Consider the following 15,190-nt stretch of genomic DNA (forward strand, 5'->3'; position numbering starts at 1 on the left):
CGGCCACGCGCGGCCGGACGGCGGTGCCACGCCTCCCGAACCCGCCGGGCACGTCCTGCCGCCATCCCAGCGGCGGTCGCCCCGTCCCGTGGACCTCCATGAACCTGCCCCCTCGCGCACGGCCGGAAAGATCGTCGGCCCGCCGGAGTCAGGGGCGGTGTGGATCGAGCTCCGTCGTCGGCGGCCGTGGGCCTGCCGGATCGGGAGACGGCGACGACGTTAACGACGATCGCGCGGCAGCCGCTATACGTAGAACAACGCATTGCGCCCTGCCGGACGCCGTGGGTGGGCGGCGCCGCCGCGCCGGGCCTCCCGCCGCCGCCCGGGAGCCGCTACTCTCCGGTGCCGACGCCGCTACCTGCGGCGTCGCCGGCCCTGATCCCGCCGTGTCGACGCGTCCTGCTCGGGGTCCGCGCCCGTCTCCCGTCCCGCCCGACCGCCCGGTGTCGTGCCGGCCCGGCGGCGGTGACCCGGGAACCGGCTGCGGCCCGACCCGCGAACGGAGGGGCATCATGCGCCCGCTGCACCCGCTCCCGACCCGCCGCCGGACGGCACCCGTCGTGCTGCTGGCCCTCGCCCTGTCCCTCGCCCTGTCCCTCGTCGCGGCGTGCACCGCGCCCGCGCCGACGGCGTCACCACCCGCAGCACCGGCCCAGCCGGCCCAGCCGGCCCAGCCCACACCGACAGCGGCCCCGCCCGCGGAGGACGGTCCGGCGGCCTGCGCGCAGGGGTCCTGCGAGATCCGGGTCGACGGACCGGTGACGATCCCGCTCGCGGCGGGCAGCGGGGTCACGGAGATCCGGGTCGTGTCGGTCGGGGCCGGCACGGTCGAGCTCGTCGCGGTCGTGCCCGGCGGGCACGTGAGCAACCGCTGCTCCGGCGCGTGCGCAGGCATGCGCACCACGACCGACGACGGCAGCTCCTCGGTCCGGCTCACCGCGGGAGCCGGCGCCGAGATCGCCGTGAACGACCTGACGCTCGACGTCCGGGAGGCGAGCGGCGGTGCAGCCGTCCTGCACGTGACCTCGGGCTGACCGCCGCTCAGCGGTAGCAGTAGGAGTCGGACGAGGCGTCCCCGCCCTGCAACCGGACCTGGTGCACGCGCAGGCCCCGGAACTCGTCGTCGCGGGGGAAGAACCGCGGGTCGAGGGCGATCCCGCCCCCGTCGCCGACGTCGGCCTTCGCCATCCACGCGCCCACGCCGTCCGGGTAGAACTGGTCGTCCCACGCGCCGTAGAGCGAGTTGGTGAAGTAGACGCGCCTGCCGTCCCGACTGACCTCGACCATCTGCGGGCCGCCGGCCAGCGGCCGGTCGGGATCGGCCGGGTGCGGGGTTCCCCGGACGATCCCGCCGAGCCGGATCGAGCCGGCCTCGCGGGGGTGGGCCGGGTCGGTGACGTCGTACTGCTTCAGCTCGCCGGTCCCCCAGCACGAGACGTACAGGAACCGGTCGTCGACGGAGAGGTCGATGTCGGTGATCAACGGCGGTACCGCGGAGAACGGCTGCAGGGCGGGCGGCAGGTCGTCGGGATCGGCGGGCTCGGCCGGGACCGTGATCACCTTCTCGGCCCGCCACTCGTCCCCGTCGAGGAACCAGCGGAAGATCGCGCCCGACAAGTCCTCGGTCGAGATCACCACGCCGACGAAACCCCACGTCGCCTCGGGGTCGTGCGAGGGGCGCACCTCCAGCGCCATCTGGTGCTGCGCGCCGAGGTCGAGGCGCTGCAGGTGGCGGCCCTCGGCGAGGTCCCAGACGTGGATGGCGTGCCCGTACTCCTGGCCGAGCAACAGCTCGGGGACCAGGCCGTCCTCGATCATCGACGGGTGGCCCCACTCGCTGGAGATCAGGACGTTGCGGTTCAGGTGCCACCACGCGTCATAGGCCAGCCGCTGCGGCCCGCGGTCGGTCTCCCAGGCCCGGAGCACGTCGAACGTCGTGTGGTCGAGCAGCGCGACGCCGCCGGGTCCGTCGTCGTCGCCCTCCGGCCCGCCGATGCAGGTGAGGAACACGCCGTCGGGCCCGCAGTGCAGCGTGTGGGGCCGCGAGTACCCGGCCCCCTCGGACAGGTCCTTGGCCGTGACGGTGCGGACCACGCGCGGCGCGCGCGGGTCGGGAGTGGTGTCGAGGACGTGGACGTTCGACGACCGCAGGCCCGGGACCAGCAGGTACCGCCGGCTCAGGTCGCCGTCGTGGCCGGTGTGCGCGAGCGCGGAGGAGCAGGCGTTCCAGCCGAAGTGGTGCAGCTCGTCACCGGTGCCGGGCATGTCCGTCCAGCCGACGACGCGCCCGTAGCTCGCCGCGTCCGGGTCGAGGTCGACGACGGCCATGGCGTCGGGCCGGGTGGCGGACCGGTCGAAGGCGGCGACGTACGCCAGGCGCTCGGGCGGGGCGGCCGCGGCCTCGGCGGCGGAGCGGTAGAACGTCGGGTCGGTGACCGGCTGCGACATGGCACGCCCTCCTCGTCGCTCGCGAGGTCGCCCACCCTGCGCCCCTCGGGCCCACCGGTCAAGGCCCCGGTCGAGGTTCTCCGAAGCCGGGTCAAGCCCGGGTCAAGTCCTCGGGGTGCGGGGGCGCGGCTGGCAGCGCGGGCAGGAGAAGGAGCTGCGGTTCATGAACGCCTCGCGGCGGATCGGGGTACCGCAGCGTCTGCACGGCTCGTCCGTGCGCCCGTAGACGTTCAGGGAACGGTCGAAGTAGCCGGAGGCGCCGTTGACGTTGACGTACAGCGCGTCGAAGGACGTCCCGCCCTGGTCGAGGGCCTCCGCCATGACCTCGGACGCGGCCTCGAGCACCGCGACGCCCTGCGCGCGCGTGAGCTTCTCGGTGGGCCGGGTTCCGTGCAGCCGGGCCCGCCACAGCGCCTCGTCGGCGTAGATGTTGCCGATCCCGGAGACGACGGTCTGGTCGAGCAGCGCCCGCTTGATCTCGGTGCGGCGACGGCGCATGGCGGCCACCGCGGCGTCGAGCGAGAACAGCGGGTCCATCGGATCCCGGCCGATGTGCGCGATCGGCTCGGGCAGCAGCCCGCCGCCCGCCCCCTCGGTGAGCGGGTGGACCGACAGGCCGCCGAAGGTCCGCTGGTCGACGAACCGCAGCTCGGGCCCGTCGTCGTCGAACCGCAGCCGGATCCGGAGGTGCTTCTCGTCCGGCCGGTCCGGGGGGGCGACGAGCATCTGGCCGCTCATCCCGAGGTGGGCGAGGATCGCGTCGTCGCCCGGGCCCGCCGCGTCGAGCTCGAGCCACAGGTACTTGCCGCGGCGCCGGGCCGCAGTGATCGTGCGGCCCTTCAGCCGGGCGGCGAAGTCCTCCCCGCCGGCCAGGTGCCGGCGCACCGCGCGCGGGTGCGCGACGGTGACCTCGGCGAGGGTGCGGTCGAGGACGTGATCGGCGAGGCCGCGCCGGACCACCTCGACCTCGGGCAGCTCCGGCACGTCAGCCCCGGCCCGTCGGAGGAGTCAACTCTGGGCCTGGGCCGACTGCGTCTCGTCGGTGATGGTGCGCCAGGCGAGAGCGGCGGCCTTCTGCTCGGCCTCCTTCTTGGTGCGCCCGTCCCCGGAGCCCAGCTCGCGACCCCCGACGACCGCGGTCGCGGTGAAGGTCTTGAGGTGGTCCGGGCCCTCCTCGGCGATCCGGTACTCCGGCACGCCGAGTCCCTCGGACGCGGTGAGCTCCTGGAGGCTGGTCTTCCAGTCCAGGCCGGCGCCGAGCAGCGGGGCGCCCTGCAGCAGGTCGCCGAACAGCCGGTGCACCAGGGAACGGGCCGTCTCCAGCCCGTGCTCCAGGTAGACCGCGCCGATCAGGGCCTCGGTGGCGTCGGCCAGGATGCTCGCCTTCTCGCGGCCACCGGTGAGCTCCTCACCGCGACCGAGCGAGATGTAGGCGCCCAGCCCGTGCTCGGACAGTCCGGCGGCCACCCCCGCGAGCGCATGCATGTTGACCACGCTCGCCCGGAGCTTGGCCAGCTGGCCCTCCGGCAGCTCCGGGTGGTCCCGGTACAGCCGCTCGGTCACGATGATGCCGAGCACCGAGTCGCCCAGGAACTCCAGGCGCTCGTTGGTCGGCAGGCCACCGTGCTCGTAGGCGTACGAACGGTGCGTGAGGGCGAGGGTGAGCAACTCGGCGCCGATCTCGACGCCGAGTGCCTCCAGCAGCGGGGTGCGGTCCTCGCGGGGCCCCGTGACGCTCTTGTCGCCCACCGCCGGATCAGGCCGGTCGGACGACCTGACGACCGTCGTACTGCCCACAGACGGGGCAGGCGACGTGCGGCGGCTTCAGCTCGCCACAGGCGCGGTTGTTGCAGGCGACGAGGGTCGGCGCGCTGGCCTTCCACTGCGCCCGACGAGAGCGCGTGTTGGACCGCGACATCCGGCGCTTGGGTACGGCCACGGCAGATCTCCTACGGTTGTGCTCGAGAGGTCTTACGACATCGAAACGTCTTCAGTCGGAAGGCAGGCGCTCACGCAGAGCGGCCCACCGAGGATCCAGTGTCTCATGCCGGTGGTCGGGCCCGAGATCGGCCCGCCTTCCGCCGCATTCGGGGCACAGACCGGGGCAGTCGTCCCGGCACAGCGGCGCCAGCGGGAGCTCCAGCACGATGGCGTCCCGCACCGTCTGCTCGAGGTTCACGTGCTCGTCGACGACGCGCGGGATCTCGTCCTCGTCCGTCGTCTCCTCGGTGACGCTGTCCGGGTACGCGAACAGCTCCTCGATCCGGACCTCGATGTCCTCGTCGAGCTCGTCGAGGCACCGGGAGCACTCGCCCTCCAGGTGCGCGGCAGCGGTCCCGGACACGTAGACGCCCTCGCTCACCGACTCCAGGCGCAGGTCCAGCTCCACGGGGCTGCCCGGCGGCACGGCGAGGACGCCGACCAGGCCGATCGCCTCGTCGGCACGCTCGGCGCCCGGTCCGGGGACGGACCGGGTGACGGTGCGCATGGTGCCCGGTCGACGGCCCATCTCGCGGGTGGAGAACACCCAGGGACTGGTCTCGGGGCGGGGTTCGGGGGCGCGGTTCGTGCTCATGTCCTGCGCGAGGATACGCGCCGTTCGCAAGGCCCTCTCCGAAGCGGCCCGCGCCCCCACCCCCGCGAGTCGGCAGTTCCGGCAGCCGCGAGTCGGGCCCTGGGCTCCCGCGAGTCGCGCCCTGAGCTCCCGCGAGTCGCGCCCTGAGCTCCGCGAGTCGCGCCCTCGACCCCCGCGAGTCGGCAGTTCAGGTAGCGCGAGTCGGCAGTCCGGGGGCACCGGGATCGCGATTCCGGGAGACGGGCGGCGGGCGGGGCTCAGCGCCGGGCGTGCGCCGGGAAGCCCTCCGCGACGGAGGCGGCGAGCTCCAGGAATGCCTCCCACGTGGGCGGCCGCAGCCGGCCCGCGTCGATCCGCCCGCCCGTGGCGAGGTGCGGGTCGTGCGGCACCTCGACCACGGCACGGCAGCGACCGGCGAAGTGCTCGCGCAGCGCCGGGGCGTCGATCTCCCGGCCCGCGCGCCCGACCAGGACCACGACCGCGTCGGCGACGAGCCGCCCGTGCCCGTGCGCCACCAGCCAGTCGAGGGTCTTGCTGGCCCGCCCGGCCCCGTCGACCGTCGGTGCGCCGACGACGACCAGCGAGTCGGCGACGTCGAGCGTCCCGGCCATCGCCGAGTGGACCATCCCGGTGCCCGAGTCGGTGAGCATCACGCTGAAGTACCGGGCGAGCGCCGCGTCGGCCCGCAGGTACTCGTCGCGGGTGAAGGCCTCCCCCGCCGCCGGGTCCTGCTCGGAGGCGAGGACCTGCAGCCGGCCGGCCAGGCTGGTGTAGCGCGAGACCGCGGTCCACGAGTCGACGGCGGCGAGGTCGTCGAGCAGGTCGCGGACGGTGCGATCGCTGTGCCCGGTCAGCCGGTCGGCGAGCGTGCCGGCGTCGGGATTGGCGTCGAGCGCCAGGATGCGGTCGCCGCGGTGCTCGGCCAGCGCGAGCCCCAGGCAGGCGGTGACGGTCGTCTTGCCGACCCCACCCTTCAGCGACGTCACCCCCACCCGGTGCGTCCCGGCGAGGTGGCTGCGCACCCGCGCGAGCCGGTCCTGCGCCGCGAGCTGGGCCGTACTCGGGCCGGGGTCGATCCGGCCGAGCGAGGCGGTGTGCAGGATCTTGCGCCAGCCGCGGTCGGGCACCGGGCCGCGCGCCCGGACGAGCGCGTCCGGGTCGAAGGCGCGCAGATGCGCCGGCCCGCGACCTGCCGGTTCGGCCCGGTCGGCGCCCGGCCCGGCATCGGTGAACCACTCGTCGCCCTGCCGTTCGGGGTGTGCCGTGCGCAGCGACCCGTCGTCCGCCACCGTCGTCTCCCTCTCGCCGGACCTCGTCGGGACGCCGTGCAGGCGGTGGCCGTACCGCTCCCACCAGGTCGCCGGATCCGGCTCGTCGTGGCGGACCATGCGCGCAGCGTAGTCCGTCCGGCACAGGGTGTTGCGCAGAATGACCGAATAGTGATCACCCGCGAGGCTCCTCGCCGACCACCATGATCGTCGATCTACTGCTGTCGCGGTTGTCAACGCCGCCCTCAGTACACGAAACCCGTGATCAGCGCTGCGGCCCGCCCGCCCCACCAGCAGTGATCGCCGCCCGGGTGCAGCCGCGGTCCCCGACGACGTCATCAGTGCACGGGCGCCACGATCGCTCAGTGCAGCCCGACGGCCGGCCGTGATCGTCGGTTCGGTGCAGTCGCGGTCCTCGACGACGCCAGGAGTGCACCTAACCGATGATCAGCCAGTGCACGGAACGCATGATCGGCGCTATTGCCCGCCCGCCCCACGAACGGTGATCGCCGCCCCTGTGCAGCCGCGGTCCTCCACGACGTCATCAGTGCACGGGCGCCACGATCACTCAGTGCAGCCCGACGGCCGGCCGTGATCGTCGGTTCGGTGCAGTCGCGGTCCTCGACGACGCCAGGAGTGCACCTAACCGATGATCAGCCAGTGCACGGAACGCATGATCAGCGCTATGGCCCGCCCGCCCCACCAGCCGTGATCGCCGCACTGGTGCAGCCGCGGTCCCCCACGACGTCATCAGTGCACGGGAGCCACGATCACTCAGTGCAGCCCGACGGCCGGCCGTGATCGTCGGTGCGGTGCAGTCGCGGTCCTCGACGACGCCAGGAGTGCACGCGATCGCCGATCACGACGCCGCGAGCAGCGCCCCGACCTCCCGCGCGATCCGGTCCGGCTCGTGCAGCACGGTCCAGGAGGCGAACCGCAGCACGCGCCAGCCTGCGCGGGCGAGGAACGCCTCCCGCTCCAGGTCCCGGCGCGCCCGCGCGGCCTCGCGGTGGTGTGGACCGTCGTGCTCGACGCCGAGCAGCGCCTCCGGATACGCGAGGTCCAGCCGGTGCGGCCCCACCCGGTGCTGGATCCGCGGACGTGGGAGCCCGGCGAGGTGCAGCGCGACGCGGATCCGCGACTCCATCGGCGACTCGGCCCTCGGGTCGACGAGCCGGAGGACCTCGGCGAGGTCGGCGCTGCCGTGGGCTCCGAGGTGTCGCCGCCACAGCGAGCGGAGCCTGTCCACCTCGAGCCGCCAGACGTGGGCCACGGCGTCCACACCGGCGACCCGTTCGACGAGACTCGGGGCCCACCTGGCGAGGTCGAAGGCCGTCCGGACGGGCGTCGTGACCGGTACCCCCGCCCGATGGGTGGTCTCGTCGCTCCACAGTTCCGTCCGTCGGAGCCGGACGCCCGACGGCGGCCTGGTCGTCCCGGCACGGACGATCAGGTCGACCGGTGCGTCCGGAGACCCGCACGACGCGCCGAGCAGCTCGGCGGCGGCCCAGCCGGCCAGGACGGCGCCCTCCCCCGCCCAGACCGCGGCCGCCCGGGCCCGCAGCGCAAAATCGACGGGCAGGTCGGCGGGCACGTAGACGTCGGGCAGGAGTCTACGGAAGCGCGGCCCACGCAGCGCGCCGCGGGTGAGCGAGCCGGTGGCCGTCGCCTCGGAGCCGCGGAAGGGTACTGAGAGATCCATACGCGCTCGGACGGCAGCGCGACCGTGCCGGTTCCGCGTCACCGGGATCCGGCGCCGCCCACCGCACCGGGAACGTCACGCTGCCGGGTTCGAAAGTTCCCCGGTCGCGTGCGCTGAGGGCAGCAGAGCCCCCCTTCACCGCATGACAAGAACGACCACAACCGACAACGCCGCCCATGATCGGCAATGCCGTGCACTCAGGCCGGCGAGGCCCACCCTCGGTGCACCCCGACAGCAATCACGACCACGCCCCCCATGATCGGCAATGCCGTGTGCGTAGGGCAGCCGGGCCCACCCTCGGTGCACCCCCACAACGATCACGACAACGTCTTCCCATGATCGATGAGATTGTGCACTCAGGGCAGCCGGGCTCGCCTTCCCCGCACCCGAACGGCGATCGTGACCGGCGAGCGCGCCGCATGATCAGCGATGCCATGCACCCATGGCACCTCACACAACCCTCGGCGCACACAATCGACGATCGCCGCCGGCGAGCTCGGGCGACCCGACCAACGGACCCGGTCGGCTCGACCGGACCGAGGCCGGCCCGAGGAACCCGACCCGAGGAACCCGGTCCCAAACCCGGCCCCACGAACCCAACCCCCACTAACCCGGCCCCACGACCCCGGCCACTAACCCGCCCCCAACGACCCCGACCCACGAACCGGCCCGCCGAACGAGCGCCGAGCGCTCAGTCGATCAGGTCCATCCCCGTCCCGGTGCGCCCGTGCAGGGCGGTGGCGGGGGTGCCGTTGGGCGATCCGCCCTTCCACAGCTCGCTGCGGCCCCGGCTGACCGTGCGCAGCGCCTTGGTGAGGGTGTCCTCGAACTCGGCGAGCTTGGCGTCGACGTAGCCGTCGCACTCGCGGCGGAGCCGGTCGGCCTCCCCGTCGGCGCTGTCGACGATCCGCGCGGCCTCGGTGTGCGCCGCCCGGACCACCTCGGTGCCGGACACCAGGCGCGCCTGCTCGGCCTGGCCGTCGGCGACGTACCGGTCGTGTGTGGTGCGGCCCGCCTCGGCGAGGCGGTCGGCGTCGTGCCGGGCCCGTTCGGTGAGCTCCTCGTACTCCTGCCGGCCGTCGGCGATCATCGTGTCGGCCTCGTGCCGGGCGTCGGCCAGGGTGCGCTCGGCCTCCTCGCGGGCCTCGGCCACCAGCCGTTCGGCCTCGGCGCGGGCCTCGGCGAGCATCTCCTCGGCCTCGGTCGACGCGGCGGTCCGCGTCTCCTCGGCCTCCCGTTCCGCCTCGCCGACGATCTCGTCCCGACGGTCGAGCACGTCCTGCGCGTCGTCGAGCTCGCCCGGGACCGCCTCGCGGAGGTCGTCGAGGAGGTCGAGGACGTCACCGCGCGGCACCACGCAGTTGGCGGTCATGGGGACGCCCCGCGCCTCCTCCACCACCGTCACCAGTGCGTCGAGCGACTCGAAGACCCTGTACACGGCCGCGATCCTCTCACCGGCGCGGCGCGGTTCCCCGGATTGGCCACGCCCAGGGCGTGTCAAGTTCCGTCCGGGTGATCACGATTGACCCGCGCGGCACCCGGGTACGGACCTCAGCTGCGCTCGGCGATCCGGTCGAGGAGCTGGCGGTGCACCGTGGGCGGCAGCAGGTGCGCGACGTCGCCGCCGTAGGTCGCGACCTCCTTGACCAGCGAGCTGGACAGGAAGCTGAACTCGGGGTTGGTCGACATGAACAGCGTGTCCACACCGGAGAGCCGCTGGTTCATTTGCGCCATCTGCAGCTCGTAGTCGAAGTCGGTGACGGCTCGCAGACCCTTCACGATGGCCTTGATGTCGTGCGCCCGGCAGTAGTCGACGAGCAGGCCGTGGAAGGAGTCGGCGCGGACGTTCGGGAGGTCGGCCGTGGTCTCCTCGAGCATCGCGATGCGCTCCTCGACGGAGAACAGGCCCTGCTTCTTCTTGTTGATCAGCACGGCCACGACGACCTCGTCGAACAGGCCGGCGGCCCGCGAGATGACGTCGAGGTGGCCGAGCGTCACGGGGTCGAACGAGCCGGGACAGACCGCGCGCCTCATCGCTGCGCCTCAGCTGGCATGGCCGGACCGTAACAGCCGCCGACGTGGATCACCGTGTCCCCGTAACGACGCTCACGCACGGCTTCGAGCGGTTCCGGCCAGGGGAAACCACCGGCGCCGGTCTCCCCCGACCGGCCGCGCTCGACGATCACCACGGCGTCCGCGGCCAGCCAGCCGTGCGTGGCGGCCGCGTGCAGCCAGGTCGCGACCTCCGCGTCGGTGACGGCGTAGGGCGGGTCGACCAGCACGACGTCGAACGGCCGGGGTGCGGGCCCGGCGAGCACCGTCCCGGCCGCGCCGAGCCGGACCTCCCCGCCCAGCCCGACCGTCGCGAGGTTGCGGCGGAGCACCCCCGCCGCCTTGCGGTCGGACTCGACGAACAGGGCGTGCGCGGCCCCGCGGGAGAGGGCCTCGAGCCCGAGGGCGCCGGTGCCCGCGCAGAGGTCGAGCACCGCGACGCCCTCGAGGCCCGGGTCGTGGTCGAGCGCGGAGAACAGCGCCTCCCGCACCCGGTCCGAGGTGGGCCGGGTGCCGGCGCCGGGCACCGCGAGCCGTCGCCCGCGGGCGCGCCCCGCGATGATCCTGGTCAAGCTGCGCCTCCGGCGCCCGTGGGTGGGAAGTGGTGTCGGGGCACTACTACCACGCACGGGCGACGCGGCCGCGCCTCACTCGATCTCCAGCAGCAGGTCGCCGCCCTCCACCTGCTGGACCTTGCCGATGGCGAGCCGGGAGACGGTGCCGCCGCGCTGGGCGGAGATGCTGGCCTCCATCTTCATCGCCTCGATCGTCGCGACGGTCTGGCCGGCGGACACCGGGTCGCCCTCGCCCACCTGCAGCGTGACGACGCCGCCGAACGGCGCGGCCACGTGGTGGTCGTTGCCCCGCTCGGCCCTCTCCGCGGCCTTGACGTCCGTCTGGATGGACCTGTCGCGCACCGACACCGGTCGCAGCTGACCGTTCAGCGTGGTCAGCACGGTCCGGTAGCCGCGCTCGTCGGCCTCGGAGATCGCCTCGAGCTCGATGAGCAGCGTCACGCCCTGCTCGAGGGTGACGGTGTGCTCGATGTCCGGCTCGAGCCCGTAGAAGAAGTCCTTCGACGACAGCACGCTGGTGTCCCCGTAGTGCTCCCGGTGGGCCTCGAACTCCTTGGTCGGGGCGGGGAACAGCAGCCGGTTCAACGTCGTCCGGCGATGGTCGCGCAGCCCGCGCCGGTCCTCGATGCTCAGCTCGGCGTGCTCGGCCTCCGGCGACCGGCCCTCCAGCGCCCGGGTCCGGAACGGCTCCGGCCAGCCGCCCGGCGGGTCGCCCAGCTCGCCGCGCAGGAACCCGATGACCGAGTCCGGGACGTCGAACTTCCCGGGGTCGGACTCGAAGTCGTCGGCCGTGACGCCCGCGCCGACGAGGTGCAGCGCCAGGTCGCCCACGACCTTCGACGACGGCGTGACCTTCACCAGCCGGCCCAGCATCCGGTCCGCGGCGGCGTAGCAGTCCTCGATCAGCTCGAACCGGTCCCCCAGGCCGAGCGCGATGGCCTGCTGGCGCAGGTTGGACAGCTGCCCACCCGGGATCTCGTGGTGGTACACGCGCCCGGTCGGCGAGGCGAGCCCGGACTCGAACGGCGCGTAGACCTTCCGCACCGCCTCCCAGTACGGCTCCAGGTCGCTCACCGCCTGCAGCGAGAGGCCCGACGCCCGCTCGGTGTGGTCGGTGGCCGCGACCAGCGCCGACAGCGACGGCTGGCTCGTGGTGCCGGCCATCGAGGCGACCGCGCCGTCGACGGCGTCGACCCCGGCGTCGATCGCGGTGATCAGCGTGGCCAGCTGGCCGCCCGCGGTGTCGTGGGTGTGCAGGTGCACCGGCAGGTCGAACCGGCTGCGCAGGGCCTCGACGAGGGTGCGCGCGGCCGGCGGGCGCAGCAGCCCGGCCATGTCCTTGATCGCCAGCACGTGCGCGCCGGCCTCGACGATCTGCTCGGCCAGCCGCAGGTAGTAGTCGAGGGTGTAGAGCTTCTCGCCCGGGTCGGACAGGTCCGCCGTGTAGCAGAGCGCGACCTCGGCGACGGCCGTGCCGGTGTTGCGGACCGCCTCGATGGCCGGGCGCATCTGGGAGATGTCGTTGAGCGCGTCGAAGATCCGGAAGATGTCCATCCCGGTCTCGGCGGCCTCGGCGACGAACGCGTCCGTCACCTCGGTCGGGTACGGCGTGTAACCCACGGTGTTGCGCCCGCGCAGCAGCATCTGGGTGCAGATGTTCGGCACGGCCTCCTTGAGCGCCGCCAGCCGCTCCCACGGGTCCTCCGCGAGGAACCGCAGCGCGACGTCGTAGGTCGCGCCGCCCCAGCACTCCAGGCTGAGCAGCTCCGGCGCCGTCCGCGCGACGTGCGGGGCCACCGCGAGCAGGTCCCGCGTGCGGATGCGGGTGGCCAGCAGGGACTGGTGGGCGTCCCGGAAGGTCGTGTCGGTGACCGCGACGGCCTTCTGGTCGCGCAGCCGCTGCGCGAACCCCTCCGGGCCGAGCTCGCGCAGCAGCTGGGCGGACCCGGCGGGCGGCTCGGCGTTCACGTCCACCGGCGGCAGCTTGTCGACGGGCTCGACGACCTCCGGGCGCGGACCGTTCGGCCGGTTCACCGTGGTCTCGGCCAGGTACGCCAGCATCCGCGAGCCGCGGTCGGCCGACGGGCGCGCCTTCAGCAGCTCCGGCCGCTCCTCGATGAAGCTCGTGGTGATCCGTCCGGCGGCGAAGTCCGGGTCGTCGAGCACCGCGGCGAGGAACGGCAGGTTCGTGGAGACGCCGCGGATCCGGAACTCCGCGATCGCGCGGCGGGCGCGGCGCACGGCGTTGGCGAAGTCGTGGCCGTGGCAGGTCAGCTTGACCAGCATCGAGTCGAAGTGCGCCGACACCTCCGCGCCGGTGTGCACGGTGCCGCCGTCGAGCCGCACTCCCGGGCCGCCCGGGGACCGGTACGCGGAGATGACCCCGGTGTCGGGGCGGAAGCCGTTGGCCGGGTCCTCGGTGGTGACGCGGCACTGCAGAGCGGCGCCGGAGAGCGTGACCTCGTCCTGGGTCAGGTGCAGCTCCGGCAGCGTCAGGCCCGACGCGATGCGCAGCTGGGCGATCACCAGGTCGCGGTCGGTGACCTGCTCGGTCACCGTGTGCTCGACCTGGATGCGCGGGTTCATCTCGATGAAGACGTGGTTGCCGCGCTCGTCGACCAGGAACTCGACCGTGCCCGCGTTGCGGTAGCCGATGTGGCGGGCGAAGTTCACGGCGTCGGCGCAGATGCGGTCGCGCAGCCCGGGGTCCAGGTTCGGCGCCGGCGCGATCTCGACGACCTTCTGGTGGCGCCGCTGCACGGAGCAGTCCCGCTCGAACAGGTGCACGACGTTGCCGTCGCCGTCGGCGAGGATCTGCACCTCGATGTGGCGGGGGTTCACGACGGCCTGCTCGAGGAACACGGTGCCGTCGCCGAAGGCCGACTCGGCCTCCCGGGAGGCGGCCTCGACGGCGTCGCGCAGGTCGCCGGGGTTCTCCACCCGCCGCATGCCCCGTCCGCCGCCGCCGGCGACCGCCTTGACGAAGATCGGGAAGCCGACCTCGTCCGCCGCGGCGAGCAGGGTCTCCACGTCGTCCGAGGGCTCCGACGACTTCAGCACCGGCACCCCGGCCTCGCGCGCGGCCGCGACCGCGCGGGACTTGTTGCCGGTCAGGTGCAGGACCTCCGACGGCGGCCCGACGAAGATGATGCCGGCCTCGTGGCAGGCGGCGGCGAGATCGGGGTTCTCGGAGAGGAAGCCGTAGCCCGGGTAGACGGCGTCGGCGCCCGCCTTCTTCGCGGCCTTGATGATCTCCTCGACCGACAGGTAGGCGCGGACGGGATGGCCGCGCTCGCCGATCAGGTACGACTCGTCGGCCTTCGCCCGGTGCAGCGAGTTGCGGTCCTCGTGGGGGAACACCGCCACCGTCGAGATCCCCAGCTCGAACGCGGCCCGGAACGCCCGGATCGCGATCTCCCCGCGGTTGGCCACCAGCACTTTCGAGAACATCCGGCTCCCTGGTCCGTCGGACGTGACGTGCGTCCGCGCCGCGGTGGCGGCGGGGACGGGGAATCGTGGCACGCGGCCCGGACACCCGTCGACCGGAGAACCACCTGACGGGACGGGGTGCGCGGGCCGGAGCACGGCGCGTCCGCGGCGGGGGCGCCTGAGACGCCGCTGAGACGCGCGACCCCGCGAATGCGGCCGACCGGGACATTCCCCCGCAGGGTCGATGCACGTCACCACCCGTTCGGGTACCAAGGAGTCATGACACGGCGTCCGCATCACCCGGGCGGCTTCGGCGGGCCCGGCGGCTACGGCCGGGGGCAGGGTTTCCGCTGGGAGAATCCGGGTGAGCGGTCGGCGCGGCGAGCGCGCCGGATGGGGGGTCCGCCGCACCGGCACCACGGTCCGTACCGGCCCGGGATGGCCGTGCCGTCGCCGTGGATCGCCCTCCCGCTGATCATCCTGCTCGTCGGGCTGCTGGGCAGTGCCGCCGCCGCGACCGCCTTCGCCGCGGTCTCCTTCTCCCCGCTGTTCCTGCTCGCCGTCGTCGCGATCACGGCGCACCGGGCCGGGCGGCGCCGCCCGATGCCCCCGCCGCCGGTCGCGGCCCCCCGGCCGCAGGCTCCGCCGGCGCCGCCGTGGCCGCAGGCCCGCGCCCGGTTCGACCGGCTGCGCGAGGAGTACACGGCCTACGAGTGCGACCCGATGGCGGTGCTGCGGCTGCCCGCCCTGGCGGACGTCTCGGTGCCCAGCACCGGGCGGTTCGTCGAGGCGTTCGCCGAGGCCCAGGCCCTCGACACCGACCAGCGGCCCGCCGACCGCCACCACGCGGAGCTGTTCGTCGCCGCCGTCGACCGGGCGGTGCGGGCGTGGGAGGCCGCGCGCGACGCGGCCGAGCGGATCCGGCACTCCTCGCTGTCGGCGTCGGAGCGTGCGTCCGTGGAGCGGGCCATCAAGCTGCTGACCACCGCCCGGGATTCGGACAACGACGCGGAGCGCCTCGCCGCCTACGCGATGGCCCGTTCCGAGCTGGCCCGGCTGGAGAAGGCGGGCGTGGTGCACCTGCCCCGCGCCGCCGCGGCCGCGCTGGAGAACGAGGGCCGGGGACAGCTCAGCGCGTAGC

The 15,190-nt window shown here is 73.8% G+C and carries 13 protein-coding genes; 2 read left to right on the forward strand and 11 right to left on the reverse strand.

Annotated features, from left to right (window positions below):
• The first annotated feature begins 512 nt into the window (after positions 1–512).
• Entirely contained in the window at positions 513–1,034 is a 522-nt protein-coding gene (locus LWC33_RS16435; RefSeq protein ID WP_233305261.1) for a hypothetical protein, read from the forward strand.
• Between the two features lie 7 nt (positions 1,035–1,041).
• Here LWC33_RS16435 and LWC33_RS16440 read toward each other — a convergent pair whose 3' ends face one another.
• The 11 genes from LWC33_RS16440 to LWC33_RS16490 form a co-directional block, all read right to left on the reverse strand.
• Entirely contained in the window at positions 1,042–2,448 is a 1,407-nt protein-coding gene (locus tag LWC33_RS16440; RefSeq protein WP_233305262.1) for a selenium-binding protein SBP56-related protein, read from the reverse strand.
• A 102-nt stretch (positions 2,449–2,550) separates the two neighbouring features.
• Positions 2,551–3,432 carry a bifunctional DNA-formamidopyrimidine glycosylase/DNA-(apurinic or apyrimidinic site) lyase gene (mutM, locus tag LWC33_RS16445; RefSeq protein ID WP_233305263.1) on the reverse strand — a complete coding sequence of 294 codons (882 nt, stop codon included), beginning with the start codon at positions 3,430–3,432 and terminating at the stop codon, positions 2,551–2,553.
• A 24-nt stretch (positions 3,433–3,456) separates the two neighbouring features.
• A complete protein-coding gene (gene rnc, locus LWC33_RS16450) occupies positions 3,457–4,197 on the reverse strand; it encodes a ribonuclease III (RefSeq protein ID WP_233305264.1) in 741 nt (246 codons plus the stop codon).
• 7 nt (positions 4,198–4,204) lie between these two features.
• Entirely contained in the window at positions 4,205–4,387 is a 183-nt protein-coding gene (gene rpmF, locus LWC33_RS16455; protein WP_233305265.1) for a 50S ribosomal protein L32, read from the reverse strand.
• 51 nt (positions 4,388–4,438) lie between these two features.
• The gene (locus LWC33_RS16460) at positions 4,439–5,023 is read right to left on the reverse strand and encodes a YceD family protein (protein ID WP_233305266.1); all 585 of its coding nucleotides are present in this window, start codon (positions 5,021–5,023) and stop codon (positions 4,439–4,441) included.
• A 257-nt stretch (positions 5,024–5,280) separates the two neighbouring features.
• Complete coding sequence (locus tag LWC33_RS16465; RefSeq protein WP_233305267.1) at positions 5,281–6,411, reverse strand: MinD/ParA family ATP-binding protein; 1,131 nt, start codon at positions 6,409–6,411, stop codon at positions 5,281–5,283.
• A 739-nt stretch (positions 6,412–7,150) separates the two neighbouring features.
• Entirely contained in the window at positions 7,151–7,993 is an 843-nt protein-coding gene (locus LWC33_RS16470) for a DUF559 domain-containing protein (protein WP_233305268.1), read from the reverse strand.
• A 691-nt stretch (positions 7,994–8,684) separates the two neighbouring features.
• Positions 8,685–9,431: a DivIVA domain-containing protein gene (locus tag LWC33_RS16475; RefSeq protein ID WP_233305269.1), complete on the reverse strand. Its 747-nt coding sequence runs from the start codon at positions 9,429–9,431 to the stop codon at positions 8,685–8,687.
• A 113-nt stretch (positions 9,432–9,544) separates the two neighbouring features.
• On the reverse strand, positions 9,545–10,027 hold the full coding sequence (coaD, locus tag LWC33_RS16480) for a pantetheine-phosphate adenylyltransferase (RefSeq protein WP_233305270.1): 483 nt from the start codon (positions 10,025–10,027) through the stop codon (positions 9,545–9,547).
• Positions 10,024–10,617, reverse strand: a complete 594-nt coding sequence (gene rsmD / locus LWC33_RS16485; RefSeq protein WP_233305271.1) for a 16S rRNA (guanine(966)-N(2))-methyltransferase RsmD — start codon at positions 10,615–10,617, stop codon at positions 10,024–10,026. Before rsmD ends, coaD begins: the two co-directional genes overlap by 4 nt.
• A gap of 75 nt (positions 10,618–10,692) precedes the next feature.
• Positions 10,693–14,070, reverse strand: coding sequence for a pyruvate carboxylase (locus tag LWC33_RS16490; RefSeq protein WP_233305272.1), 3,378 nt, complete (start codon positions 14,068–14,070; stop codon positions 10,693–10,695).
• 258 nt (positions 14,071–14,328) lie between these two features.
• Between LWC33_RS16490 and LWC33_RS16495 the strand changes: the two genes are divergently transcribed.
• The gene (locus LWC33_RS16495) at positions 14,329–15,189 is read left to right on the forward strand and encodes a hypothetical protein (RefSeq protein ID WP_233305273.1); all 861 of its coding nucleotides are present in this window, start codon (positions 14,329–14,331) and stop codon (positions 15,187–15,189) included.
• Position 15,190 lies beyond the last annotated feature (1 nt).

This window comes from Pseudonocardia terrae (assembly GCF_021343995.1).
Classification (GTDB): Bacteria; Actinomycetota; Actinomycetes; order Mycobacteriales; family Pseudonocardiaceae; genus Pseudonocardia; species Pseudonocardia terrae.

What these genes read in the sequence shown, in the direction of transcription:
- LWC33_RS16490 (WP_233305272.1), bottom strand. Translation starts at nt 14,070, where the DNA reads ATGTTCTCGAAAGTGCTGGTGGCCAACCGCGGGGAGATCGCGATCCGG.
- LWC33_RS16470 (WP_233305268.1), bottom strand. Translation starts at nt 7,993, where the DNA reads ATGGATCTCTCAGTACCCTTCCGCGGCTCCGAGGCGACGGCCACCGGC.
- coaD (WP_233305270.1), bottom strand. Translation starts at nt 10,027, where the DNA reads ATGAGGCGCGCGGTCTGTCCCGGCTCGTTCGACCCCGTGACGCTCGGC.
- LWC33_RS16465 (WP_233305267.1), bottom strand. Translation starts at nt 6,411, where the DNA reads ATGGTCCGCCACGACGAGCCGGATCCGGCGACCTGGTGGGAGCGGTAC.
- LWC33_RS16495 (WP_233305273.1), top strand. Translation starts at nt 14,329, where the DNA reads ATGACACGGCGTCCGCATCACCCGGGCGGCTTCGGCGGGCCCGGCGGC.
- LWC33_RS16460 (WP_233305266.1), bottom strand. Translation starts at nt 5,023, where the DNA reads ATGAGCACGAACCGCGCCCCCGAACCCCGCCCCGAGACCAGTCCCTGG.
- LWC33_RS16440 (WP_233305262.1), bottom strand. Translation starts at nt 2,448, where the DNA reads ATGTCGCAGCCGGTCACCGACCCGACGTTCTACCGCTCCGCCGCCGAG.
- LWC33_RS16435 (WP_233305261.1), top strand. Translation starts at nt 513, where the DNA reads ATGCGCCCGCTGCACCCGCTCCCGACCCGCCGCCGGACGGCACCCGTC.